Genomic DNA, 21,132 nt, shown 5'->3' with positions numbered 1-21,132 from the left:
GTTACTGCTCGTCGGTGTCCTCCTCGGCTTCGCCGCCCTCCTGCTGCTCGAGCTGCTCCTGCAGCTGCTCGAGCTCTTCCTCACTGAGCTCCGGCTGCTCCGGGGCCTGCTGTTCGGGCTGCTCGGGGGCCTCCACGGCGGCGACGATGTCGACGACGAAGATCAGCGTCTCCTCCTGCAAGTCACTGCCATCGCTCTCACCGTAGGCCTCGGAGGGCGGGATCACCAGCACGACGCGGTCACCGACGTGCTTGCCCTCGAGCCCGGTGGTCCATCCCTCGATCACCTGATCGAGCATGAACGGCATCGGCTGGCCGACGTCGCTGCGCTCGCTCTGGTCCTCCTCCTCAGCGTCCTCAGTGCTCTCAGCGTCCTCGTCCTCCGAGGATTCCCCTGCATCTTCCTCTGAGTCTTCCTCCGGGTCCTCCTCTGAGTCTTCCTCAGAGCCCTGGGCCTGCTGGGCCTGTTCCTGACCCAACGGCCAGGAGGAGTCGAAGACCGTCCCCTCGGACCAGGTCCACCCGGTGTACTGGACGGCGAGCTGATCCTCGGCCTCGACCTCATCACCCTCACCTTCGATGATGACCTCGGTGACGGTCTCCTCCGGCGGGTCCTCGTCTTCACCGGGTGCCTCGACCAGTTCCGGGGCTTCGCCCTCAACCGAGTCGATCTCCGGAAGATCCCCGCTCTGCTCGAGCTCTTCACCGTGGGCGTAGGCCGGCATCTGCCCCTCGACGCGCAGCACGATGAGCGAGTCCGCGGCCATCGCCTCCTCGTCACCAGGCTCATAGAGCACCACCTCACCGCCGACGTTGAGGTCCGGTTCGGTCAGCGCCTCGAAGATGAACTCGTTCTGCTCACGGATGCTGGGCAGGTGCAGCAGAGACTCCTGACCCGCGGTGAACGTCTCGTTCTGCACTTCCCCGGTCTGCGGATCGACCATCGCCGAGGAGACTTCGAGGATCTGCTCCGGGTCGATCTCCTCGCCGTCGCCGGCGCTGATGATGCGCGCAGACTCCTCATCGGCCTCCACCGGGTTGTTGAGCATGACTTCAGGAGCGCCCTCATCGGTGTAGTGCACGTCCATACCATCGAGGGCGTCGACGTCACCGATCCCCTCAGCTCCGCAGCCGGCGAGCACCAGGACGGCGGGCAGGGAGAGGGCGAGATGCTTCGTGCGCACGGGGAACCTCCGAGAGGGACGGTGTTGTGTCATGGTCATGGCGGGGTCATGCACCGACAGAGACTGTACCGGTTCAGGCTGAGGCACGGCTGATCGCCGCGCCCGGATCACCAGCAGGGCGATACCCCTCAGATCACCGGCGGCGGCGGGACCGTGCCGCCGGTGACGAGGTAGCGTTCGCTCAGGGCAGGGGGCACCGGCTGGTCGAGGCGTTCCTCGGCGCTGAGTTCACGCACAACGGCGCGACGATCCCCGAGGGTGTCGAGTAGCGTCTCCACACGCTCCGCGGCAGTCTCGAAGGGGTCTTTGAGCATGATGGCCTCCAGCGGCCGGTCCACCAGTTTGTGGTGCACCCAATCCACCGAGTGCCCGGCGCCGAATGCCCGTGCCGTGGAGAGGAAATGCCCGCGCAGGGCGGCTCTGGTCGTCGCCGGCGGCAGCAGCACCGCCTGGTCGATCTGCTCCTGGCCGAGCAGGGTCGCAGCACGCCCCTTGCGGACCAGGACATGGTGCAGTCCGCGCTCGGGCCGGATGTCGTGATAGGCCATATCGATCTGCCCCAGACGCGGGTCATCCAGCGCCAGGCTGCCGCGTGCGGCCACCTCGTCGATCAGTCGCTTCTTGATCGCCCAGTCGATCTCAGTGTCGATGTTGGAATGATCCCCGGATGCCACGGCCTGCAGGGTCCGCTCCCACAGCTGGAGCACCTGCTCCAGATGCCCGTGGTGGGCGCCCTCCTCGCTGACGAAACGCCGGGCTCGGTCCAGCAGCCCGGCCTGGATGTCCACAGCGGTCATTTCCTCGCCGTCGCGGGTGAGCACTGTGGCCGTGCCGGTGAGGTCATGGGAGATCTCACGGATCGCGCGGATCGGATTCTGCAGCTCGTAGTCGCCCAGCGGCACTCCGGATTCGATCATGCGCAGCACCAGATCCGTGGTGCCGTAGCGCAGCAGCTGGGTCGTCTCGGACATATTCGAGTCCCCCACGATGACGTGGAGGCGGCGGTGGGCCGAGGCATCGGCATGCGGCTCATCCCGAGTATTGATGATGGGCCGGGCCCGGGTGGTCGCCGAGGACACCCCCTCCCACATGTGGTCGGCACGCTGCGAAAAGGCGTAGTGCGGCCCCAGTTCGCGTCCGGCCTCTTCCTGCTCGGTCACCAGATGACCGGCTCCACAGAGGATCTGACGGGTGACCAAGAACGGCAGCAGCACTGTGGAGAGCCGCCGGAAATGCGTGGTGCGCGGGATCAGGTAGTTCTCGTGCGAGCCGTAGGAGTTGCCCTGGGAGTCGACGTTGTTCTTCAGCAGGTAGATCGTGCCGTCGATCCCATCGGCGGCCATCGCCTCCTCGGCCCGACGGGCGAGGTCATCCATGATGCGCTCACCGGCCCGATCGGCGGCGATCAGCTCCTCGATGTCCGAGCACTCAGCGGTGGCATATTCCGGGTGTGAGCCGACGTCGAGGTAGAGACGCGAACCGTTGGGGATGAAGACGTTGGAGCTGCGCCCCCACTCCACCACCGGTCGGAAGAGGTAGCGGGCGGTCTCATCCGGCGCCAGGCCCGGCCGCGGGGCGCCGTCGACGGCCACCCCGCGATGAGTGATCCCGAACTCGGTCTCCACACCGAAGACACGACGCTCCATGGGTCACTGGCCGCCCTTCTGGACGAAACCGCGGACGAACTCCTCCGCGTTGGTCTCCAACACGGAGTCGATCTCATCGAGCAGGCTGTCCAGCTCCTGGGCCTGATGGCTCGCCTGGACGTTGCCCGCACCGGGCACGGACTGCTCAACGGGTTCCTCGTCGCCGGGGCCGTGGGAGCTGCTGCGCTTCTGCGGCTGTGTGGACATCGTGTCTCCTCCTGGTTCAGGGATGGGCGTTCAGAGCTGTCAGGGCCCGGCACCGGGCTGCGCGGAATCCCTCGGGGCTTCGAGGATCTCACGCAGACCAGCGATCAGGGCACGAGGATCCTCTGCCGCGGTGACCGGGCCCTCAGTCTGCGCCCGTGTTCCCGAGGTCGGCTCCGGCAGGGTCAGCCGCGTGATCGGAGCTTGCGGCTCCGGGCGCAGCAGAATCTGATCCCAGCTGGCTCCGGCCAACAGCTCCGGCCGACGGGCCACCAGAGTCCCGCGCAGCCAGGCCCGGGTCTCCTCCGGTGGGTGCTCGCTGGCGCGCCGGACCTCCTCGTCGGTGAACAGTCGGCGCATCCGCCCGGCCCGGACCAACCGATGGTAGAGGCCCTTCTCCGGGCGGATATCGGCGTACTGCAGGTCGATCATGCCCAGCATCGGCGCGTCCCAGTCCAGGCCGTCGCGCCGCCGGTAGGACTCCAGCAGCTGCAGCTTCGCCACCCAATCGAGCCGGTCGGCGGCGCGTGAGACATCGGCCTCGAGATCGTCGAGCAGCTCCGACCACGCTGCCAGCACCTCGGCGGTCTCCGTGTCGGGGGCGAGCCCTGCGGCCTCCGGACCGGCTTCTGCCGCGGCCTGAGCCTGCGCAGCCTCCAAGTACAGGCGGAGGATCTGCACAGCCGTCAGCTCCCCCCGGTCCGTGGCCACGGTGACCTGCAGACTCGGATCGTGGGAGATGGCCTTCAGCGCCTTCACCGGCTCAAGGATCCGCAGCGACGGTGCCGCACCGGATTCGATGAGATCCAGCACCAAGGCGGTGGTGCCCACCCGCAGCCACGCGGAGTACTCGCTCATATTCGCGTCACCGATGATCACGTGCAGCCGGCGGTACCGGTCGATGTCGGCGTGGGGCTCGTCGCGGGTGTTGACGATCGGCCGACGCACCGTGGTCTCCAGTCCGACCTGCTCTTCGAAGAAGTCGGCCCGCTGGGAGATCTGGAAACCGGCACGGGCGCTGGTCGGTCCGATCCCGACGCGCCCGGCCCCGCAGATCACCTGACGGACCACGAAGAACGGGATCAGCCCGGCGACGAGGTCGTCGAAGTCCACCGACCGGGGCACCAGGTAGTTCTCATGCGCGCCGTAGGAGACAGATTTGGAATCGGTGTTGTTCTTATAGAGCAGCAGCTCCGGGCTGCCCTCCTCCTGGGCCAGACGCGCCGCGGCTCGGCGGACCACCAGGTCCCCGGCGACGTCATAGAGCACCGCCCGGCGCGCCCCGAGCGTCTCCGGTGCGGAATACTCCGGGTGCGCGTGGTCGACGTAGAACCGGGCGCCGTTGGTCAGCACCAGGTTGGTCAGCAGCCGCGGTTGCCCCTCCCGCAGGGTGAAGAAGTCACCGCGCCAGTCCGCACTGCCGGGAGAATGGAACTCGGGTTCCTCCGCCGCGACGTCGGGGGCGGAGGTGTCCGGGCCGGAGACGCCGTCGAGGCCGGCGGCGGTGTCGGTCAGCTGGCTGGGATGGGCCGCCGAACGGGGCAGCACCCAGCCACGGGCGTCGACCAGCGGCGATTCGGACTGGTAGTCCCATTCCGCACCGGCCACGGAGCCGCCGTCCTCGGTGACCGCGGCCGCATAGGCGTTGACCAGTTCGATGGACAACGCCACATGACTGGCCCGGGGGTTCGCCGGGGCGTGGATGCCGTATTCGGTCTCCATGCCGATCAGCCGCCGCACACTCATCCGGACTCCTCCTGACGTGCCAGGTGCTCCACAGAGACCACCGGGGCCGCGGAGGCTCCGATGACCCTCGCCCATTCCTGCGGATCGGCGGTGTTGACCAGGTCCTCCTGATCGCGCATCTCCGATTCCACGGCACGCCGGACGTGCTCCACGGTCACGCCCTTCGCCTCCGCAGCCTGCCCAGCGGCCAGGAAATCCTTGATCGCGGCCTTCTTCGCCCGGTCCACCACGTTCGAGAGCACCGCACCGGAGACGAAGTCCGAGGCGCGGAAGTCCGTGGTGGAGCCGTCGGCGTGACGCAGCCGCAGCCGGGCCCGCCCGTCGCGGGGGAACACCGCGTCCACTGCGGCATCGATCAGCTGCTGCCGGGCCTGCGCACGGCCGACAGCGGTGACGTCGGCGGCGAGCAGAGGAAGCTGCTCCCCCAGGTGGATGCCCAGGATCTCCCGAGCCCCCTCGGGACCCGGCCGCTGGACACGGATCTTCACGTCGAGGCGCCCGGGCCGCAGGATCGCCGGGTCGATCATGTCCTCACGGTTCGAGGCACCGATGACGATGACGTTGTCCAGCGACTCCACCCCGTCGATCTCAGCCAGCAGCTGCGGGACGATCGTGGTCTCCACATCTGAGGACACCCCGGAACCGCGGGTGCGGAACAGGGCTTCCATCTCATCGAAGAACACCACGACAGGGTGACCCGCGGAGGCCCGCTCCCGCGCGTGGGCGAAGATCAGCCGGATATGCCGTTCGGTCTCCCCGACGTATTTGTTCAGCAGCTCCGGGCCCTTGATGTTGAGGAAGAAGCTGCGCGGACCGACCTCGCCCTGCGCCTCGGCGCGTTCGCCACGCCGGGCCTCCAAAGAGGCAGCGACGGCTTTGGCGATCATCGTCTTCCCGCAGCCGGGAGGGCCGTAGAGCAGGATTCCCTTCGGGGCCCGGAGCCCGTGCTCACGGTAGAGGTCCGCGTGGAGGAAGGGAAGCTCCACCGCGTCGCGGATCTGTTCGATCTGCCCGGAGAGACCACCGATATCGGCGTAGGAGACATCCGGGGTCTCCTCCAGCACGACGTCGTCGACCTCGGAGAGCCGGATGACCTCGATCGCGGTGCCGGTGCGCAGATCCACCGTGACGGCGTCGCCCACCCGCACCGGTCGGCCCTGCCCCTGGGCTGCTGAGGAGAGCCGCACCAGGCGCTCATCCTCACCGCGGGTGAGCACGAGCAGGCGATCGTCTCCGAGGACCTCCCGCACCCGAGCGATCTCACCGGTGCGCTCCGAGCCCAGCACGGCCACCACGGTGAGGTTCTCATTGAGCAGCACCTCAGCCCCGGCGTGGAGGTGTTCGACCTCCAGCAGCGGGGAGACGCTGACCCGCATCTTCCGGCCCGAGTGCAGGATGTCGACACCGGCGATCGCCGCCGCCTCGATCTCACGGCCCTCGACCGGCTCGTGGCCCGGGCGGTAGCCGACCACCGTGCCGAAGGTGAAGGGAGCCTGACCGTCGGCGTGCAGGGCGGTGCGCAGCTGGGTCATCTCATTGCGGGTGACCTCCAGCAGCTCGGCCATACGCTTGTTGTTCCGCCCGGCAGTACTCAGCTGGCGCTCGAGGTCCCGGGCCCGACTGCGCAGCGAGTCGATCTGACCGGCGGACTGCCTCAGCTGCTGGCGCAGGTCCTCGGTCTCCCCCGGCTCGGGGCGCTGCGGTGTCATCGGTGTCTCATCGGTCATCGGTGACCTCCTGAGCGTCGGGATGGGCGGTACGGGCCTCATCGGCGATCTGACGGGCGTGGGCGGCGGCACGACGGGCTTTGCGTCCGGTCACCGGGCGGGCCTTCAGCGTCTCCTCGGTCCAGGCGCCGTCGTCGGCGGGCAGCCAGGACTGAAGATCCTCCTCGGTGACCTCGGACTGCTTCTCCCGGCGTCGCAGCTGAAGCGGGGTCTGCTCGTCGGCGAGCCGCCGGGTGGCCAGCAGGAACCCGGTATGTGCCACCATCCGGTGGTCGGGACGCACCGCCAGGCCGTCGAGATGCCATGTGCGCAGCATCGTCTCATGTGAGGCGGGCTCGGTGAACAGCTCAGAGGAACGGATCGCCTCGGTCAGGCGAGAGAGTTGGGTGACGGTGGCAACGTAGCTGACCCAGACACCGCCGGGTGCCAGCGCGTGGGAGACTGCGTCCAGGCATTCCCACGGGGCGAGCATATCGAGCACCACACGGTCGGCTGAGCCCGGCGCCTGAACCTCGGGAAGCCGATCCTGAAGATCTCCGACGAAGACCTCCCACCCCGGATGCGGCTCGCCGAAGAAGGCCTCCACATTGGCCTTCGCGATCTCGGCGAAGTCCTCCCGCCGTTCGAAGGAGTGCAGGGTGCCGTGTTCGCCGACGGCGCGCAACAGCGACAGCGACAGCGCACCGGAGCCGACACCGGCTTCGACCACGCGCGCCCCGGGGAAGATATCGGCGATCTGGACGATCTGCGCGGAGTCCTTCGGGTACACTACTGTGGCGCCGCGGGGCATGGAGAGGACGAAGTCATTGAGCAGCGGCCGCAGCACCTGGTACCGCTCCCCGGCTTCGTTGGCGACGACGATGCCCTCATGCTGACCGATCAGGGCCTCGTGGCGCAGCACACCCTTATGCGTGTGCCACTCTCCGCCCTCGCGCAAGGTGATCGTGCTCGGCTTGCCCCGCCGATCGATCAGCTGCACGCGCTGGCCGGGCAGCAGCGGGCCGCGGCGCATGTGCACGCCGATCGGCCCCGAAGGTCCCTTCCCCTGCGGGGCAGAGGTGACTGCCTCATCCGGGGAGGTGGTGTCGCTCTCGGTCTCGGCCACCCTGCCTCGCTCTCTGTGGTCATCCGTGCTCATCCGTGGGTCTCTGGGATTCGAGCCTATCGCTGTCCGTCCTGGTCCTCAGACTCCCGGTGCTCACGCCGGGCCAGCCGCAGCCGCGCCCCGCGGACGGCGGCGGAGGCTCCCTGCCACAGCACGAAGGCCATCATCACCGCCAGCACGACCAGCAGCAGCGAACGCTCCGGGACCGCTGCGCTCCAGATAGCGAGGGCGACCAGCAGCAGGATCGCGAGGATCCGGCCGGCCCAGCCCGCTGCCAGTGTGCCGCGGTCCTGATCTCCGGTGGCCGCCCAGACCGCGGACTCCACGAGCCGTCCGCCGTCGAGCGGAAGTCCGGGCAGGGCGTTGAACAGCCCGACCAGAAGGTTCAGCACGATGACGGCCCAGAGCAGCAGCGCGGCCACACCGGTGAGGCCAGCCAGCTCGAAGAGCAACCACCCGGCCCCGGCGGCGAGCAGGTTCGTCGCCGGACCCGCCATGGCCACGGCCACGGAGCGGCCCGGTGTGGCACCGCGGACCATGAACTCGGTGTGCCCGCCCCAGAGGGTGAGTTCCACGGCCGTGGGCGGCCAGCCGAGCCCGGCGGCCACCAGCGCATGGGCCAGCTCGTGGATCAGCACGCTGAGCAGCAGGGCTCCGGCGTAGCCCAGCGCCACCAGATAGGCCAGCGCGCCCAGTTCGGGGAAGATCCGGGCCACCTGCGGGCCGAAGAGCAGCACCAGCGCCCCGGCGACGAGGAACCAGCTCGGGCGCAGCCGGACCGGCACCCCGGCGACCCGACCCAAGGGCAGCGCGGCTGGGCTCATGCAGGCAGCAGCCGTTGCATCGCGGCGAGATCGAGTCCCTGCAGACCGGGGATCTGCTGATAGCGGTCAGATTCCGGGATCGGCATCCAGTGCGGGACGGCGACGGTGACCAGCCCGGCGTCGACGGCGGCAGTCACCCCGGGCACTGAGTCCTCGAAGGCCAGGCAGCGGCGGGGATCCAACGGTTCCGGATGTGTGCGAGCCATCGTCTCGAAGGCGCTGAGATAAGCCTCCGGGTCCGGCTTGCCGCGGGAGACGGCGTCGCCGGTAACCATGAACTCCAGCTGGCCCGGCGGCAGGGCCTCGACCACCGCGCCGGCCAGGGTCGGTTCGCTCATCGTCACCAGCGCCGAGCGCACACCGGCCTGCTGCAGCACGCTCAGGGCCTCACGGGCTCCGGGACGCCAGGGCATCTGTTCGCGCGCGCTGGCGGCCACCCGGGTGATGAGATGATCGATGATCTCCCGCACCGACATCTGTACTCCGGCCTCCTGCATCCTCGCGGCGGTATACGGCAGGGCCTGGCCGACGCAGTCTTCGGCGTGGGAGTCGGTCCATCGGGCGCCGAAGGACTCGACCAGTGCGGTCTCCTCTCGGATCCAGTGCGGCTCAGTGTCGACGAGGGTGCCGTCCATATCCCAGAAGACGGCCTGCAGGCTGCCAGGCATGGCTCCATCCTAGGCGCTCGCCGCCTGCCGATGCTGCTTCCCCTGACCCGGGCCCGGGGCTAGGGTGAGGGACGTGAGTGATGAGCAGCTGTCCGAGTCCGAAGGATCATCTTGCGCGTCCGAAGGATCATCCCGCGCAGAGCGGTTCGCCGCGCATCTGCGTGAGGATGCGGGCTCGGCCGCCGGACGTCCCACAGTGATGGTCATCGCCTTCGAAGGGTGGAACGACGCCGGCGGGGCGGCATCCTCTGCCGTGCGTGCCCTGGGCTCTGCCTTCGACGCCGAGCTCGTCGGGCGGCTGGAGGACGAGGACTATTACGACTATCAGTTCACCCGGCCGCGGACCCGCAGCACAGAATCGCACCGGGAGATCGTCTGGCCGGCGACCAAGCTCTACCGCACCTCCGTCACCGATGCCGAGCTGGATCTGCTGCTGGTCACCGGGGTGGAGCCGAGCTTCCGCTGGCAGGCCTTCACCGCCGATATCCTCACCCGGGCGGCCGAGCAGGAAGTCGCCGGCATCGTCCTGGTGGGTGCGCTGCTGGCCGATGTGCCGCACAGCAGGCCGATTCCCGCGTCGTTGTCTGCCCAAGACCCCGCCCTGGCCGATCTGCTCGACGTCGACGAACCCTCTTATGAAGGCCCCACCGGGATCGTCGGGGTCCTGGCTCATACGGCTTATCAGGCGGGTATCCCGGCGGTGTCCCTGTGGGCGGCCGTGCCGCACTACGTCGGGCAGGCACCCTCCCCGAAGGCGCAGCTGCGGCTGATGCGCGAACTGGAGGATCTCCTCGGTGTCTCCTTGGACGTCGAAGAGGTCGCCGAGGAAGCCGATGCGTGGGAGCGCGGGGTCGATGATCTCGCCAAAGAGGATTCGGACATCGCCGAGTACGTCCAGCGCCTGGAAGAGGCCACGGACACCTCGGAGCTGCCTCAGGCCAGCGGTGAGGCGATCGCCCGAGAGTTCGAACGCTATCTGCGACGGCGCCGCCCACCGGAGTGAAGCGGCCCAGGGTGAAGTGGCCCAGAGTGAACCGACCCAGGATCAGCTGGCCCAGGGCGCGCTGACCCAAGTCGGCCCACCCGGGACGGGTCTCAGGGGCGGGTATCAGGGGCGGGTCAGGTCGATTCCCAGCAGCGCGAGCACCACATCGCGGACACGCCGGGCCGGTGTGTCCGCCGCGGAGTCACCTGCGGCCCAGCGGTCCACCGCCTCCAGCGCAGCCGGGGTATTGAGCCCGTCAGCCAGCGCGGTGTGGATGGCACGCTGCAGCGCCTCGTGCTGGTGACCATCTGGGGCCGCCTGATCCGGGCTCTCACCGCTCGGGGCTGCGGCCAGGGCCTGTTCCCAGCGGCCGATCCGCTGCTCAGCAGCGCGGAGATCGTCATGGGAGAAGTCCCAGTCCGAGCGAGGGGTGTGGCTCAGCAGAAGGACACGGATCACCCGGGGGTCGACTCCCTCGGCGCGCAGCGAGGAGACCAGCACCAGGTTCCCCTTGGACTTCGACATCTTCTCCCCCTCCAGGCCGACCATCCCGGTGTGGAAGTAGGTCTCGGCCAAGGGCACGCCGTCGGCGGCGGTGGCATGGGCGGCGGAGAACTCGTGGTGCGGGAACCGCAGGTCAGACCCCCCGCCCTGCACGGCGAAGGGGGCCGGCAGGTGACGCCGGGCGATCACGGAGCATTCGATATGCCAGCCGGGCCTGCCCTGTCCCAGGCTGCGCCCCTCCCAGAAGGGCTCACCGGTGCGCCGGGCTCGCCAGAGCAGCGGATCCAACGGGTCACGTTTGCCGGCGCGCTGCGGGTCACCGCCGCGTGCGGGGAACAGCTCCTCCATCGTGGCCCGGTCGTAGCCGCCCACGGACCCGAGACGCCACGGTGTGTGCGCCTCGGCGGCGGAGTTGTCGAAGTAGATGTCCTCGGCGGCCTCGATGCCCTCGGGCAGTTCCTGCGTCGCCACCGGCACCCGGTAGGCGGTACCGGCAGCGAGCAGCCGCTCGACGTCCTCGACGACCTGCGGCACCGTCTCCACTGCGCCCAGATACGTCCCCGGCGGGATCACGCCCAGAGCTGCCATGTCTTCACGGAAGAGCTCGGTCTGCTCCTCGGCCAGCTCTCGCCAGTCGACGCCGGTGGCCTCTGCGCGTTCGATCAGCGGATCGTCGACGTCGGTCACGTTCTGCACATAGGTGACCTCGCGGCCGGCGCCGAGCCAGTGGCGGACCAGGACGTCGAAGTGCACATAGGTGTTGGCGTGGCCCAGGTGCGTCGCATCATAGGGGGTGATGCCGCAGACGTACAGGGTGCCGCGTCCCTGACGCAGCGGCACCTCGACCAGCTCATCGCGGGAGGTGTCGTGCAGGTGCAGCGGCCGTTCGAAGGCGGGGATCTCAGGTACTTCGGGAGGGGTCCACGAGCGCACAGGGAGTCCTTTCGAAAAATGACGCAGATGACGCAGGTCAGGGGTTGATGACGCCGAGCCCCAACATCACGAAGACGAACAGCCCCAGCAGGATGCGGTAGTTGACGAACAGCGTGTAGGTGTTGGTGGAGACGAACCGCAGGAACCACCCGATGATCACATAGGCGACGACGAAACCGATCAGCGTGGCCACCAGGGTCTGGCCCATCGTGTACGGAGCATCGGTCTCCCCGATGGCACCGATGAGCTTATAGAACCCGGAGCCGAAGACCGCCGGGATCGCCAGCAGGAAGGAATATCGGGCCGCGGCCTCACGAGTGTAGCCCATCAGCAGCCCGGCGGTGATCGTCCCCCCGGAGCGGGAGACCCCTGGGATCAGCGCCAGCGACTGGGCGAGACCATAGAGGATGCCGTCACGAACGGTGAGCTGGTCCAGCGGCTTGCGCTGGCGGCCGTAGGAATCCGCGACGGCCAGCAGCACACCGAAGACGATGAGCATCGTGGCCACCAGCCACAGTGTGCGGAAAGCGGTGGTGATGTAGTCCTCGAGCAGCAGGCCCAGCACGACGATGGGGATGGAGCCGACGATGATCAGCCACCCCATCCGCACATCGGGATCGCTGCGCGGCACCCGGCCGAACAGCGAGCCGAACCAGGCGGTGAGGATGCGCACGATGTCCCGCCAGAAATAGACCAGGACGGCTGCTTCGGTGCCCAGCTGGGTGATCGCGGTGAACGCGGCTCCGGGGTCTGCTGCTCCGGGCAGGAACTCTCCGACGATGCGCAGATGCGCGGAGGAGGAGACCGGGAGGAATTCGGTCAGGCCCTGAACCAGGCCGAGGATGATCGCTTCGAACCACTGCACCTGCTCGAGCCTAAGCCATCGGCACACCGGTTCCGGACCGCCTCGCCCATCTGTTCGACATCATTGCCGGAAGTCAGACATCGTTGCCGGAAGTCATCGGCGAAAATCAGGCCGGGCTCTCACCGTCGTCGGAATCGTCACCGTCAGATTCGACGTCGAAGCCCTCGTCCTCCTCTTCGTCATAGAGGTCGAGCGGGGTGACCTCTCCGGAGGCGGCGAACAGCGCATCCTCATAGGCTTCGAAGGCATCGGCCACGCCATAGAACGCAGACTCTACGGCGGGGTCCTCCTCTGAGCGCCGGTTAAGGGCCGCGTTCAGATGCTCTTCCAGGGCGTTGGTCAGCGAAGCGAGCGCGATACGCGGATCGATGTTCATGGCTTCACGGTATCAACGCCGAGGGCGCCGGGTAAGCCCCCGTCCGCCGCAGCGAGAGGCAGGAGGCGGAACGGGACGCGGCAGGACAGGACGGGACGGGATGAGACGGGACGAGGCCTGCTGGGGTGCGTTAGGGTGCACACATGGATCAGCAGCTCCCCTCAGGCGGTCCGCTCCGCACAGCGCAGCACTTCACCGAAGAGTCCGTCTCCGGCTCGACCTGGGAGTACATCGTGCTCACCTGCCAGCCGCGGGAATCGCTGGGCGAGGTCAGGCGACGTCTGATGGACCACGCGGAGTACGGCAAATGGGAACTGCGCCGCACACGGATCTACTCGGGCGGGCTGCGCCGCTACTGGCTCCGTCGGCGTGTGATGAAGGTCCACCGGACGCTGTAGATCTTCTCTGCCGGCACAGATCCTTTCCTGCCGGCACAGGTCCTCTGCGGCGGGCACAACGAGCCGCGGCCGTTCAGTGCGCAGTCACAACGAGCTCACTGCAGCGGTCCCAGCAGGGCGTTGGCCACAGTCCGATGCGCCGAATCGTCCTTCGAGGGGTGGTGCAGCCCGGCCAAGGCGTCACGGTAGAGACGGCTCAGCTCAGAGCCTCGCGCATAGCCGGATCCCCCACCGATGTGCAGGGCCGCCTCCAGCACCCGGCGCGCAGTCCGTGTGGCCTGGGTGCGCAGAGTCACCAGGCGCGGGAACCATTCGGAGCCGTGCGCGGCGCCGGCGTCGATATCGACGAGGAGCCCGCGCAGATGGGCATCCAATGCCAGCTGGTCCATCTTGGCCTCGGCGAGCCGGTACCTGACATCGGCGTCCTGATCCATCGACGTCCCGGTGGTCAACGCGGTCCGTCGCGCAGCGTCCTCCACGCCGAGCTGCAGCGCCCGGTCCCCCACTCCGGTGTACACCGAGGCGATGAGGCTGAGGAACGAGGAGAAGATCGAAAAGATCAACGGGTCCGGGTTCGGTCCGGTGGGCAGACGACGCACGACCCGTTCGGCGGGGACGACGGCGTCCTGGAGCTGCGTGGCATAGGAATGGGTGGCCCGCATACCCAGCACGTCCCATTCACCGAGCGTGGACCAGCCGGAGGCTTCACGGGGCAGGAAACCGAAGACGAGCGGCTGCTCACCACCTGCGACATCCTTGCCGAAGATGCCCAGACGAGTCCACACCGGCGTCAGGGTCGTGAAGATCTTGATCCCGGTGTAGCTGACCGAGCCGTCCTGGCGGACCGTGGCCTCAGTGGTGGAGTCGAAGAGCACGGCGTCGTTACCCGGCTCGGAGATGCCGAAGGCGAAGATCTCCCCGGCCGCCGCCTCGCGGAGGACCTGTCCGAAGGTCTCGTGCCCGCCGGCGACCATCTGCACCGCTGTGGCCACCCACACGTGGTGCATGTTCACCGCCAGCGCCGTGGCCGGTGCGTAGGACGCCAACAGGCGCTGAGCCGCCGAGAGCGTGGGCAGATTCCATCCGAGTCCGCCGTCGTCCTGCGGCACGTGGGCGCGCAGGTAGCCGGCCTCGGCGAGTTCGGCGAGGTCTTCGTGGCAGAAGGCGTTGGCCTCGTCGTATCCGGGGGCGCGGTCCCGGATACGCTCCAGCAGCGGTGTGGTGAGCACGGCGTCCATCGCCGCACGGTCGATGCGGTCAGCAGTCATCGTTATCCTCAGCTCTGTCCGGTAGGTGGGTCACTGGTCGGCGAGGAAGCGGTAGAGCACGCGGACGCCGAACTGCAGGGCGTCCACCGGAACCCGTTCATCCACACCGTGGAACATGCCGGTGAAGTCCAGATCTGCGGGAAGCTGCAGCGGGGCGAAGCCGTAACCGGTGATCCCGAGCTTCGAGAGGTGCTTATTGTCCGTGCCGCCACCGAGCATATACGGCAGCACCACGGCCTCGGGATCCTCCTCACGCAGGGCGGAGACCATCTGCTCGACCAACGTCCCGGAGAAGGGCACTTCCAGGGCGGGTCCGGAGTTCAGCAGGTCGAAGCGGACCTTCTCCCCAGCGAGCTCACGCAGCACTGCGGCGACCTTCTCCTCCTGCTCGGGCAGAGTGCGGGCGTCGACCAGGGCTTCAGCGGAGCCCGGCACCACATTGTGCTTATACCCGGCCTGCAGCACCGTGGGGTTCGAGGTGTTCTGCAGGGTTGCGCCGATGAACTTCGCCGCCGAGCCGGTGGCCTCCAGCAGCGGGCGGGGATCGTCCTCGTCGAAGGGGATCCCGGTGAGCTCGGAGAGCTGCTCCATCAGCGCCCGGGTCGTCTTCGTGTATTCCAGCGGCCACCGGTATTCACCGATGGCCTGGACGGCGCGCCCGAGATCGACGACGGGGTTGTCATACTGCACTGCCGAGCCGTGACCGGCTGTTCCCTCAGCCACCAGCTTCGTCCAGTGGATGCCCTTCTCACCGGTCTGGATGAGATACGCGCGCCGTCCGGCCACATCGGTGGAGAACCCGCCGACCTCGCTGATGGCTTCGGTCGCGCCCTCGAAGACCTCCGGGTGGTTCTGCACCAGCCACCGGGCACCGTAGGCTCCGTTGTCCTCCTCATCGGCGAAGAAGGCGAAGATCAGATCACGGCGGGGACGGTGCCCCTCCCGAGCGAAGCGCAGCATGACCGCCAGGATCATGGCGTCCATGTCCTTCATGTCCACGGCACCCCGGCCCCAGATCATGCCGTCGCGGAGCTCGGCGGCGAACGGGTCGACCTGCCAGTCCTCTGCCTGAGCCGGGACGACGTCGAGATGGCCGTGGACCACCAGTGCACCCAGGGACGGGTCAGTGCCGCGCATCCGGGCCACGACGGAGGCACGGCGCTCAGCGGATTCGTAGATCGTAGGTTCGAGCCCGGCGCGGCGCATCAGCTCAGCGCAGTATTCAGCGGCCTCACGTTCGCCGTTGGAGCGTCCCTCACCCCAGTTCTGGGTGTCGATGCGGATGAGGTCGCGGCAGAAGTCCACCACCTCACTCTCGGACTGGTCGGCGTGCTCGGTGGTTGCCTCCGGCGTGGTCATGGGGCCTCCTGTGCTGCGGCAGGTCGGGGCGTATGCGCCTCCAGCCTAATCCAGTCCGCAGGCGGCGCGGTCGGCGATTGGAGCACAGCGCGGAGACCGTGCTACTGTCTACAGGCGTTGCTCAGCGGCTCGTCTCTATATAGTTCATATCTATAGGGTTCATATGAGCCGTGCCGAGTCCACCTGCGCGGGTGGCGGAATAGGTAGACGCGCTAGCTTGAGGTGCTAGTCCTCGCATAAGAGGGTAGGGGTTCAAGTCCCCTTCCGCGCACAGACAGGAAAGTCCCCGTTCGACCGTGAACAACAGGTCGGACGGGGATTTTCTGTGATCAGGACTCGAGTGATAGGGGTATAGGTCAGGTGAGTCGGGCTATAGGTCAGGCCCAGGACGGTGCTGGATGTACAGCACGGGTTCTGAGAATCCGCGTCGCTCTTTCAGTCACCGGCAGCGCCGCTGGACCCGAAAAACACGCGTTCTGTGACTGCAAGTGGTACCTCGATCCGCGGTCAGCCGCTGCTCAGTCCTCCTGCTCCAACAGTTCCCTGGCTCAGTCTCCTGGCTCAGTTCCCTCAGTGTGAGCGGGGTGCGGTCTCCGCCGGATCGTCCATGAAGGTGTAGCCGTAGGCTGCGAGCACGGCGTCGTCGTCCACGGGGCCGGGAGGCCCCGCCTCAGCCCGGCGGGCATCTACGACGGCGAAGCCCAGCGCCATCGCCGCACAGAGGAGCATCAGGATCCCCACGGGGTTGCTGATCGCGGCCGAGAGTCCTGCCGCCTGCTCACCCAGCAGCGCGACCGACACGCTGGAGGCTCCCTGACCGATATCAGGCACTGTGGCACCGAAGACGACTCCGCATACCCAGGAGAGCACCAGCAGCACAGCCGTCCGAGGAGAGGGGTGCACCGGCTGTGACGTCTCAGCATCCCGCCGCCGTCCGGGAAGGCGCAGCGCGAGCACTGTGACCACCAGCATGGCCGGGGCGAGGGTCAGTGCGAGGATGATGCTCAGTGTTCCTGCGGTGTCAGTGAGCAGGCGTGCCCCGGAGAACCACAGCGGAACGAGCACCGCGGGAATGAGTCCCCAGCGTGCCAACGGTGAGCTCACGGCACTCGCGCCGTCCATTCGTGCGTACCGAACTTCTCCTCCACCAGGGAGCGTGCGCGCTCGAGTTCGTGGTCCCGCACGGAGGCGATCTGTGCCCCGTAGCGCTGGGCGAAGGTCTGTGCGAACGCCTCAAGGATCTCTTCGCGGGCCAACCCGGTCTGTGAGCGCAGCGGGTCCACCCGTTTGACTGCCGAGGCGATCCCCTTATCGGAGATCTTCTCGCGGCCGATGCGCAGCACCTGCATCATCTTCTCGGCGTCGATGTCGTAGCTCATCGTCACATGGTGGAGCATCCCGCCGGAGGCCAACCGCTTCTGCGCCGCCCCGCCGATCTTGCCCTGCGCAGAGACGATGTCGTTGAGCGGCTTGTACTCTGCCCGCACACCGATCCGCTGCAGCGCCTCCATCGCCCAGGCGTCGAGGAAGGGGTAGGACTCGGCGAAACTGAGCCCGTCGACCAGGGACTGAGGGAAGCAGAGCGAGTACGTCACGCAGTTGCCGGGTTCCATGAACATGGCCCCTCCGCCGGAGATCCTTCGGACCACCTGGACGTCATGCTGTGTGGCGGCCTCGGCGTCGACCTCATTGGCCAGCGACTGGAAGGAGCCGATCACCACCGCGCGTTCGTCCCAGTCCCACAGTCTCATCAGCGGCGGCCGGTTCCCCCGGCCCACCTCTTCGGTGAGCACTTGGTCGAGAGCGACGTTGACTGTGATGGGCAGCTTCTGCGCCGGAAGGACCTCCCAGCCGTGGTCGGACCACGTGCTGGCGTGACCGAGGGCCCGGCGCACCGCAGAGGCCAGCGCCCGTTCGTTGAAACCGATGAGCTGGGCCTCAGGCCGCAGGCCCTCCTGCAGACGCTGGGCGACCTCCTGGTATCCGGCGCGGATGTCGGTGCCGCGCAGGGCGGCGTTGAGATCATCCAGCGCCTCATCGGGTTCGAGGAAGAAATCACCGTTGACCGAGGCGTCGGTGATGTGCCGTCCGTCATGGGAGAGATCGACGACGACGAGCTTGCCGCCGGAGACCTTGTACTCACCGTGGGCGTGGTAACCGCCGTGGCCGTGGCGCGACTCAGCAGACATGACGCCATTCTACGGTCGGCGGATCAACCGCCGGGTTCCTCCGAGAGTCCGTCGTCATAGTCCTGGAAGAGGAAAAGATAGGAAGAGCCCACCACGAGAGGGAACGTCAGAGACCCACGACACCACCGACACCCGGAGAGGAGGCGATCAGGACCACACTGACTGACGCTGTGCATGACAGAGCCCCCGGTCCGCTCACCCGAGGAGGGCGGGACCGGGGGCTCCGGAGAATCTGCGGGTTCGGCGCCTTACTTCTTGCCGCCGAAGCCCTTGAAGCGCTGGTTGAAGCGCTCGACGCGGCCGGCGGAGTCCATGATGCGCTGCTTTCCGGTGTAGAACGGGTGCGAGGCGGCGGAGATCTCGACGTCGATCACCGGGTAGGTGTTGCCGTCCTCCCACTCCATCGTCTTCTCAGAGGTCACAGTGGAGCGGGTCAGCACCTTCTGGCCGGATGCCATGTCATTGAAGATGACCGGCTGGTACGTCGGGTGGATGTCAGACTTCATAATCGCTGGTGTCCTTCGTCTATGCCGCTGGATTTTGCCAGAAGCTCGTGGATCAGGGCGGCCCGGTGGCGGACCAACATGTCATGATATCGCAGCAGGCGCGTCACTGCACGCCGTACTGCACGCCGTGCTGCTCCACTGGACTGCGGCGACCCAGTTCCCAAGCCGCCACCGCTGCCGCAGCAGCGACATTCAGCGAGTCCAACGATTCCTCATGGCGTCCAGCGCGTCCGGTCATGGGTATCATCACCGCCGTATCAGCCGCCTGAAGAGCCTCGGCTGTGACGCCCGGCCCTTCAGCTCCGAGGATCAGGGCGACTTTCTCCGCACCCCGGATGCGCTGATCGTCGAGGGCCACCGCACCCTCGGTCACTTCCAAGGCGCCGAGAAGAAACCCGGCTTCACGGATCTGCGCCGCTGCCCTGCCCCAGGTTCCCTGCGAGGTGTCGCGCGCCAGCCTCGTCCACGGCAGGGTGAACACGCTGCCCATCGAGACTCTGATGCTGCGCCGGTAGAGCGGGTCAGCACAGGTCGGTGACAGCAGGATCCCATCGATGCCCAAAGCGGCCGCCGAGCGGAAGATCGCACCGACGTTGGTGTGGTCGGTGATGCCCTCCAACACCAGAAGAGTCCGCGAGCTGGCCAGGACCTCCCCCAGCTCTGGCAGGCGAGGACGGTGCATCGCCGCCAAGGCGCCGCGGTGCAGGTGGAATCCGGTGATCGCCTCAAGGACTTCGTCATCGCCGAGGAACACCGGCGCCTGCGGATGTGCCGCAATGGCACCGGCCAGCTCCGGCAGGTGCCGTGAGGTCATGAAGAAGGACCGCGGCCTGTGACCTGCCGCCAAGGCTCGAGCCACCACTCGGGTGGATTCGGCCATGTACATACCCTGCTCGGCGTCGCGGTGCCGTCGCAGCCCCGCATCGGTCAGCTGCCCATAATCGGCGACCCGCGGATCAGCCACGGCCTCGGGGCCGCTGAGCCGGATCACCGGATTCGGCAGGCGGCCCGAATCTCCCGCAGCGGACGCGATCATCCGACTAACAGCATCCGACTAACAGGTTACGCAGCATGACCACCAGGGCGACCACGCCGAGCACCACGATGACGGCCCGCAGCACAGTCGGTGAGAGCCGCCGCCCCGCCCATGCTCCGGCGAATCCACCGATCGTGGAGCCCACGGCGACGATCAGCACCGCCGCCCAGGCGATCCGGTCGAAGGCCAGCAGCAGATAGCTGACGGCGGCGATGAGATTGACCGCCAGCACCAGCGCGTTCTTCACCGCGTTGGCCTGCTGCAGAGTGGCGGTGAGGAAGACGCCGAGGATGCCGATGAGCAGGACCCCCTGCGCGGCGACGAAGTACCCTCCGTAGACACCGGCGAAGAGGACCAGCGCAGCCAGCAGCGCACCGACACGCGGAGCCGCTGAGGCAGACGGCGTCGGCTCCTCGGCCTTCTTCGCGCGCACCCAGCGTTGCAGCCGGGGCTGGAAGATCACGAAGCCCAGCGCGACGACGATCAGTACCGGCGCCACCCGTTCGAACACGGACTCGGGAAGTACTAGCAGCAGCATGGCACCGCAGATGCCGCCGAGGATCGACAGCGGCAGCAGCCGCAGCAGCGTCCCGCGGACTTGGGCGATCTCTCGACGGTACCCCCAGGTGCCGGTGATGTTGCCGGCGATCAGACCCATGGCATTGGAGATCGTCGCCGTCACCGGCGGGAACCCGACCGCCACCAGCACCGGGAAGGTCACCAACGTCCCGGAACCGACGACGACGTTGATCGCTCCGGCCCAGACGGCTGCGAGCGCGATGAGCAGGACCTGGTCGAGGCCGAGACCCAGGAGCTCCATCAGTCGGCGAAGGCGGAGTACCGCCCGTTGCGGCGGTGCAGAGTCAGCTCCACGTCGAAGGTCTTCGTCAGCGACTCTGAGGTCAGCGTCTGCTCGATCGGCCCGGCGTCGACGACCCGGCCATCACGCAGCAGCAGGACGTGGGTGAAGCTCGGCGGGATCTCCTCGAGATGATGGGTGACCAGGATGGTGGTCGGCGCGGTCGGCGAAGTGATCAGTTCATCGGTGCGGCGGACCAGGGACTCCCGTCCGCCGAGGTCGAGCCCGGCGCCGGGCTCATCCAGGATCAGCAGCTCCGGGTCGGTCATCAGGGCCCGGGCGATCTGCACCCGCTTCCGCTCCCCCTCGGACAGGGTGGCGAAGGGACGATCGAACACCGTGCCGACACCCCAGGCGTTGAGCAGTTCGAAGGCGCGGCGCTCGTCCATGCGCTCGTATTCCTCGCGCCACCGGCCGGTCACCCCGTAGGCGGCGGTGACCACCATGTTCAGGGCGGTCTCCTGGGGCGGCACCGAGCCGACGAGCGCGTTGGAGCTGAAACCGATGAGCGGACGCAGTTCGAAGACGTCCACTGTGCCCAGCGCCTCGTCGAGGATGCTCACCTGGCCGGTGGTGGGGTGCATCCTGGCTGCGGCCAGCTGCATGAGTGTGGTCTTGCCGGCCCCGTTGGCTCCGAGCACGACCCACCGCTGGTCCTCGTGCACCGTCCAGGTGACGTCGTCGAGCAGAAGCTTGCGTCCGCGGCGCACCGAGACGCCACGCATATCCAGGACAGCACTCATGCGCTCCA

Annotated in this window: 21 protein-coding genes and 1 tRNA gene; 3 read left to right on the top strand and 19 right to left on the bottom strand. The window is 67.7% G+C overall.

The genetic code is table 11. The features are described from left to right. Nucleotide 1: 1 nt before the first annotated feature. The 8 genes from RIL96_RS03505 to RIL96_RS03470 all read right to left on the bottom strand — a co-directional run bounded on the left by RIL96_RS03505 (nucleotide 2) and on the right by RIL96_RS03470 (nucleotide 9,103). The gene (locus tag RIL96_RS03505; protein WP_310547612.1) at nucleotides 2-1,183 is read right to left on the bottom strand and encodes an FKBP-type peptidyl-prolyl cis-trans isomerase; all 1,182 of its coding nucleotides are present in this window, start codon (nucleotides 1,181-1,183) and stop codon (nucleotides 2-4) included. A 128-nt stretch (nucleotides 1,184-1,311) separates the two neighbouring features. Beyond that, nucleotides 1,312-2,829: a Pup--protein ligase gene (pafA, locus tag RIL96_RS03500; RefSeq protein WP_310547611.1), complete on the bottom strand. Its 1,518-nt coding sequence runs from the start codon at nucleotides 2,827-2,829 to the stop codon at nucleotides 1,312-1,314. 3 nt (nucleotides 2,830-2,832) lie between these two features. Continuing rightward, nucleotides 2,833-3,036 carry a ubiquitin-like protein Pup gene (locus tag RIL96_RS03495; RefSeq protein WP_310547610.1) on the bottom strand — a complete coding sequence of 68 codons (204 nt, stop codon included), beginning with the start codon at nucleotides 3,034-3,036 and terminating at the stop codon, nucleotides 2,833-2,835. Between the two features lie 39 nt (nucleotides 3,037-3,075). Then, on the bottom strand, nucleotides 3,076-4,779 hold the full coding sequence (gene dop / locus RIL96_RS03490) for a depupylase/deamidase Dop (RefSeq protein WP_310547609.1): 1,704 nt from the start codon (nucleotides 4,777-4,779) through the stop codon (nucleotides 3,076-3,078). After that, nucleotides 4,776-6,506, bottom strand: coding sequence for a proteasome ATPase (gene arc / locus RIL96_RS03485; RefSeq protein ID WP_310547608.1), 1,731 nt, complete (start codon nucleotides 6,504-6,506; stop codon nucleotides 4,776-4,778). The genes dop and arc overlap by 4 nt, the downstream gene beginning before the upstream one ends. After that, nucleotides 6,496-7,644, bottom strand: a complete 1,149-nt coding sequence (locus tag RIL96_RS03480) for a tRNA (adenine-N1)-methyltransferase (RefSeq protein ID WP_374761834.1) — start codon at nucleotides 7,642-7,644, stop codon at nucleotides 6,496-6,498. The genes arc and RIL96_RS03480 overlap by 11 nt, the downstream gene beginning before the upstream one ends. Before the next feature lie 23 nt (nucleotides 7,645-7,667). After that, complete coding sequence (locus RIL96_RS03475; RefSeq protein ID WP_310547607.1) at nucleotides 7,668-8,435, bottom strand: site-2 protease family protein; 768 nt, start codon at nucleotides 8,433-8,435, stop codon at nucleotides 7,668-7,670. Next, a complete protein-coding gene (locus tag RIL96_RS03470; protein WP_310547606.1) occupies nucleotides 8,432-9,103 on the bottom strand; it encodes an HAD family hydrolase in 672 nt (223 codons plus the stop codon). Before RIL96_RS03470 ends, RIL96_RS03475 begins: the two co-directional genes overlap by 4 nt. Nucleotides 9,104-9,191: 88 nt before the next feature. Here RIL96_RS03470 and RIL96_RS03465 point away from each other — a divergent pair, with 88 nt between their 5' ends. Then, nucleotides 9,192-10,106, top strand: coding sequence for a proteasome assembly chaperone family protein (locus RIL96_RS03465; RefSeq protein ID WP_374761843.1), 915 nt, complete (start codon nucleotides 9,192-9,194; stop codon nucleotides 10,104-10,106). A gap of 105 nt (nucleotides 10,107-10,211) precedes the next feature. Here RIL96_RS03465 and mshC read toward each other — a convergent pair whose 3' ends face one another. From mshC to RIL96_RS03450, 3 genes are all read right to left on the bottom strand, one after another. Further along, nucleotides 10,212-11,525, bottom strand: coding sequence for a cysteine--1-D-myo-inosityl 2-amino-2-deoxy-alpha-D-glucopyranoside ligase (gene mshC / locus RIL96_RS03460; RefSeq protein WP_310547604.1), 1,314 nt, complete (start codon nucleotides 11,523-11,525; stop codon nucleotides 10,212-10,214). A gap of 37 nt (nucleotides 11,526-11,562) precedes the next feature. Continuing rightward, a complete protein-coding gene (locus RIL96_RS03455) occupies nucleotides 11,563-12,390 on the bottom strand; it encodes an undecaprenyl-diphosphate phosphatase (protein ID WP_310547603.1) in 828 nt (275 codons plus the stop codon). A 106-nt stretch (nucleotides 12,391-12,496) separates the two neighbouring features. Then, nucleotides 12,497-12,766 (bottom strand): hypothetical protein, encoded by a 270-nt coding sequence (locus RIL96_RS03450; protein ID WP_310547602.1) that lies wholly within the window; start codon nucleotides 12,764-12,766, stop codon nucleotides 12,497-12,499. 143 nt (nucleotides 12,767-12,909) lie between these two features. On the opposite strand from RIL96_RS03450, the gene RIL96_RS03445 reads away from it, so the two are divergent. Further along, nucleotides 12,910-13,164 carry a DUF5703 family protein gene (locus RIL96_RS03445; RefSeq protein ID WP_310547601.1) on the top strand — a complete coding sequence of 85 codons (255 nt, stop codon included), beginning with the start codon at nucleotides 12,910-12,912 and terminating at the stop codon, nucleotides 13,162-13,164. Between the two features lie 95 nt (nucleotides 13,165-13,259). On the opposite strand, the gene RIL96_RS03440 is transcribed toward RIL96_RS03445, so the two are convergent. Continuing rightward, entirely contained in the window at nucleotides 13,260-14,432 is a 1,173-nt protein-coding gene (locus RIL96_RS03440; RefSeq protein ID WP_310547600.1) for an acyl-CoA dehydrogenase family protein, read from the bottom strand. A 30-nt stretch (nucleotides 14,433-14,462) separates the two neighbouring features. Further along, nucleotides 14,463-15,791 carry a M20/M25/M40 family metallo-hydrolase gene (locus RIL96_RS03435; RefSeq protein ID WP_310547599.1) on the bottom strand — a complete coding sequence of 443 codons (1,329 nt, stop codon included), beginning with the start codon at nucleotides 15,789-15,791 and terminating at the stop codon, nucleotides 14,463-14,465. Between the two features lie 185 nt (nucleotides 15,792-15,976). On the opposite strand from RIL96_RS03435, the gene RIL96_RS03430 reads away from it, so the two are divergent. Further along, nucleotides 15,977-16,062 (top strand) — tRNA-Leu (locus RIL96_RS03430). A gap of 299 nt (nucleotides 16,063-16,361) precedes the next feature. Here RIL96_RS03430 and RIL96_RS03425 read toward each other — a convergent pair. The 6 genes from RIL96_RS03425 to RIL96_RS03400 all read right to left on the bottom strand — a co-directional run bounded on the left by RIL96_RS03425 (nucleotide 16,362) and on the right by RIL96_RS03400 (nucleotide 21,124). Then, nucleotides 16,362-16,895 carry a hypothetical protein gene (locus RIL96_RS03425; protein ID WP_310547598.1) on the bottom strand — a complete coding sequence of 178 codons (534 nt, stop codon included), beginning with the start codon at nucleotides 16,893-16,895 and terminating at the stop codon, nucleotides 16,362-16,364. After that, nucleotides 16,892-17,980, bottom strand: a complete 1,089-nt coding sequence (gene lplAB / locus RIL96_RS03420) for a lipoate-protein ligase LplAB (protein WP_310547597.1) — start codon at nucleotides 17,978-17,980, stop codon at nucleotides 16,892-16,894. The genes RIL96_RS03425 and lplAB overlap by 4 nt, the downstream gene beginning before the upstream one ends. A gap of 248 nt (nucleotides 17,981-18,228) precedes the next feature. Further along, nucleotides 18,229-18,486, bottom strand: a complete 258-nt coding sequence (locus RIL96_RS03415) for a type B 50S ribosomal protein L31 (RefSeq protein WP_310547596.1) — start codon at nucleotides 18,484-18,486, stop codon at nucleotides 18,229-18,231. Between the two features lie 103 nt (nucleotides 18,487-18,589). Then, on the bottom strand, nucleotides 18,590-19,522 hold the full coding sequence (locus tag RIL96_RS03410) for a TrmH family RNA methyltransferase (protein ID WP_310547595.1): 933 nt from the start codon (nucleotides 19,520-19,522) through the stop codon (nucleotides 18,590-18,592). A gap of 4 nt (nucleotides 19,523-19,526) precedes the next feature. After that, nucleotides 19,527-20,342 (bottom strand): sulfite exporter TauE/SafE family protein, encoded by an 816-nt coding sequence (locus RIL96_RS03405; protein WP_310547594.1) that lies wholly within the window; start codon nucleotides 20,340-20,342, stop codon nucleotides 19,527-19,529. Further along, entirely contained in the window at nucleotides 20,342-21,124 is a 783-nt protein-coding gene (locus tag RIL96_RS03400; protein WP_310547593.1) for an ABC transporter ATP-binding protein, read from the bottom strand. Before RIL96_RS03400 ends, RIL96_RS03405 begins: the two co-directional genes overlap by 1 nt. Between the last annotated feature and the right edge of the window lie 8 nt (nucleotides 21,125-21,132).

This window comes from Nesterenkonia aerolata (genome assembly GCF_031470965.1).
Taxonomy (GTDB): Bacteria; Actinomycetota; Actinomycetes; order Actinomycetales; family Micrococcaceae; genus Nesterenkonia; species Nesterenkonia aerolata.
The sequence above is the reverse complement of the archived record's forward strand: the minus strand, read 5'-3'. Positions and strand labels throughout refer to the sequence as shown.

What these genes read in the sequence shown, in the direction of transcription:
- pafA (WP_310547611.1), bottom strand. Translation starts at nt 2,829, where the DNA reads ATGGAGCGTCGTGTCTTCGGTGTGGAGACCGAGTTCGGGATCACTCAT.
- RIL96_RS03495 (WP_310547610.1), bottom strand. Translation starts at nt 3,036, where the DNA reads ATGTCCACACAGCCGCAGAAGCGCAGCAGCTCCCACGGCCCCGGCGAC.
- dop (WP_310547609.1), bottom strand. Translation starts at nt 4,779, where the DNA reads ATGAGTGTGCGGCGGCTGATCGGCATGGAGACCGAATACGGCATCCAC.
- arc (WP_310547608.1), bottom strand. Translation starts at nt 6,506, where the DNA reads ATGACCGATGAGACACCGATGACACCGCAGCGCCCCGAGCCGGGGGAG.
- RIL96_RS03480 (WP_374761834.1), bottom strand. Translation starts at nt 7,644, where the DNA reads ATGAGCACGGATGACCACAGAGAGCGAGGCAGGGTGGCCGAGACCGAG.
- RIL96_RS03475 (WP_310547607.1), bottom strand. Translation starts at nt 8,435, where the DNA reads ATGAGCCCAGCCGCGCTGCCCTTGGGTCGGGTCGCCGGGGTGCCGGTC.
- RIL96_RS03470 (WP_310547606.1), bottom strand. Translation starts at nt 9,103, where the DNA reads ATGCCTGGCAGCCTGCAGGCCGTCTTCTGGGATATGGACGGCACCCTC.
- RIL96_RS03450 (WP_310547602.1), bottom strand. Translation starts at nt 12,766, where the DNA reads ATGAACATCGATCCGCGTATCGCGCTCGCTTCGCTGACCAACGCCCTG.
- RIL96_RS03445 (WP_310547601.1), top strand. Translation starts at nt 12,910, where the DNA reads ATGGATCAGCAGCTCCCCTCAGGCGGTCCGCTCCGCACAGCGCAGCAC.
- RIL96_RS03440 (WP_310547600.1), bottom strand. Translation starts at nt 14,432, where the DNA reads ATGACTGCTGACCGCATCGACCGTGCGGCGATGGACGCCGTGCTCACC.
- RIL96_RS03435 (WP_310547599.1), bottom strand. Translation starts at nt 15,791, where the DNA reads ATGACCACGCCGGAGGCAACCACCGAGCACGCCGACCAGTCCGAGAGT.
- lplAB (WP_310547597.1), bottom strand. Translation starts at nt 17,980, where the DNA reads ATGTCTGCTGAGTCGCGCCACGGCCACGGCGGTTACCACGCCCACGGT.
- RIL96_RS03415 (WP_310547596.1), bottom strand. Translation starts at nt 18,486, where the DNA reads ATGAAGTCTGACATCCACCCGACGTACCAGCCGGTCATCTTCAATGAC.
- RIL96_RS03410 (WP_310547595.1), bottom strand. Translation starts at nt 19,522, where the DNA reads ATGATCGCGTCCGCTGCGGGAGATTCGGGCCGCCTGCCGAATCCGGTG.
- RIL96_RS03405 (WP_310547594.1), bottom strand. Translation starts at nt 20,342, where the DNA reads ATGGAGCTCCTGGGTCTCGGCCTCGACCAGGTCCTGCTCATCGCGCTC.
- RIL96_RS03400 (WP_310547593.1), bottom strand. Translation starts at nt 21,124, where the DNA reads ATGAGTGCTGTCCTGGATATGCGTGGCGTCTCGGTGCGCCGCGGACGC.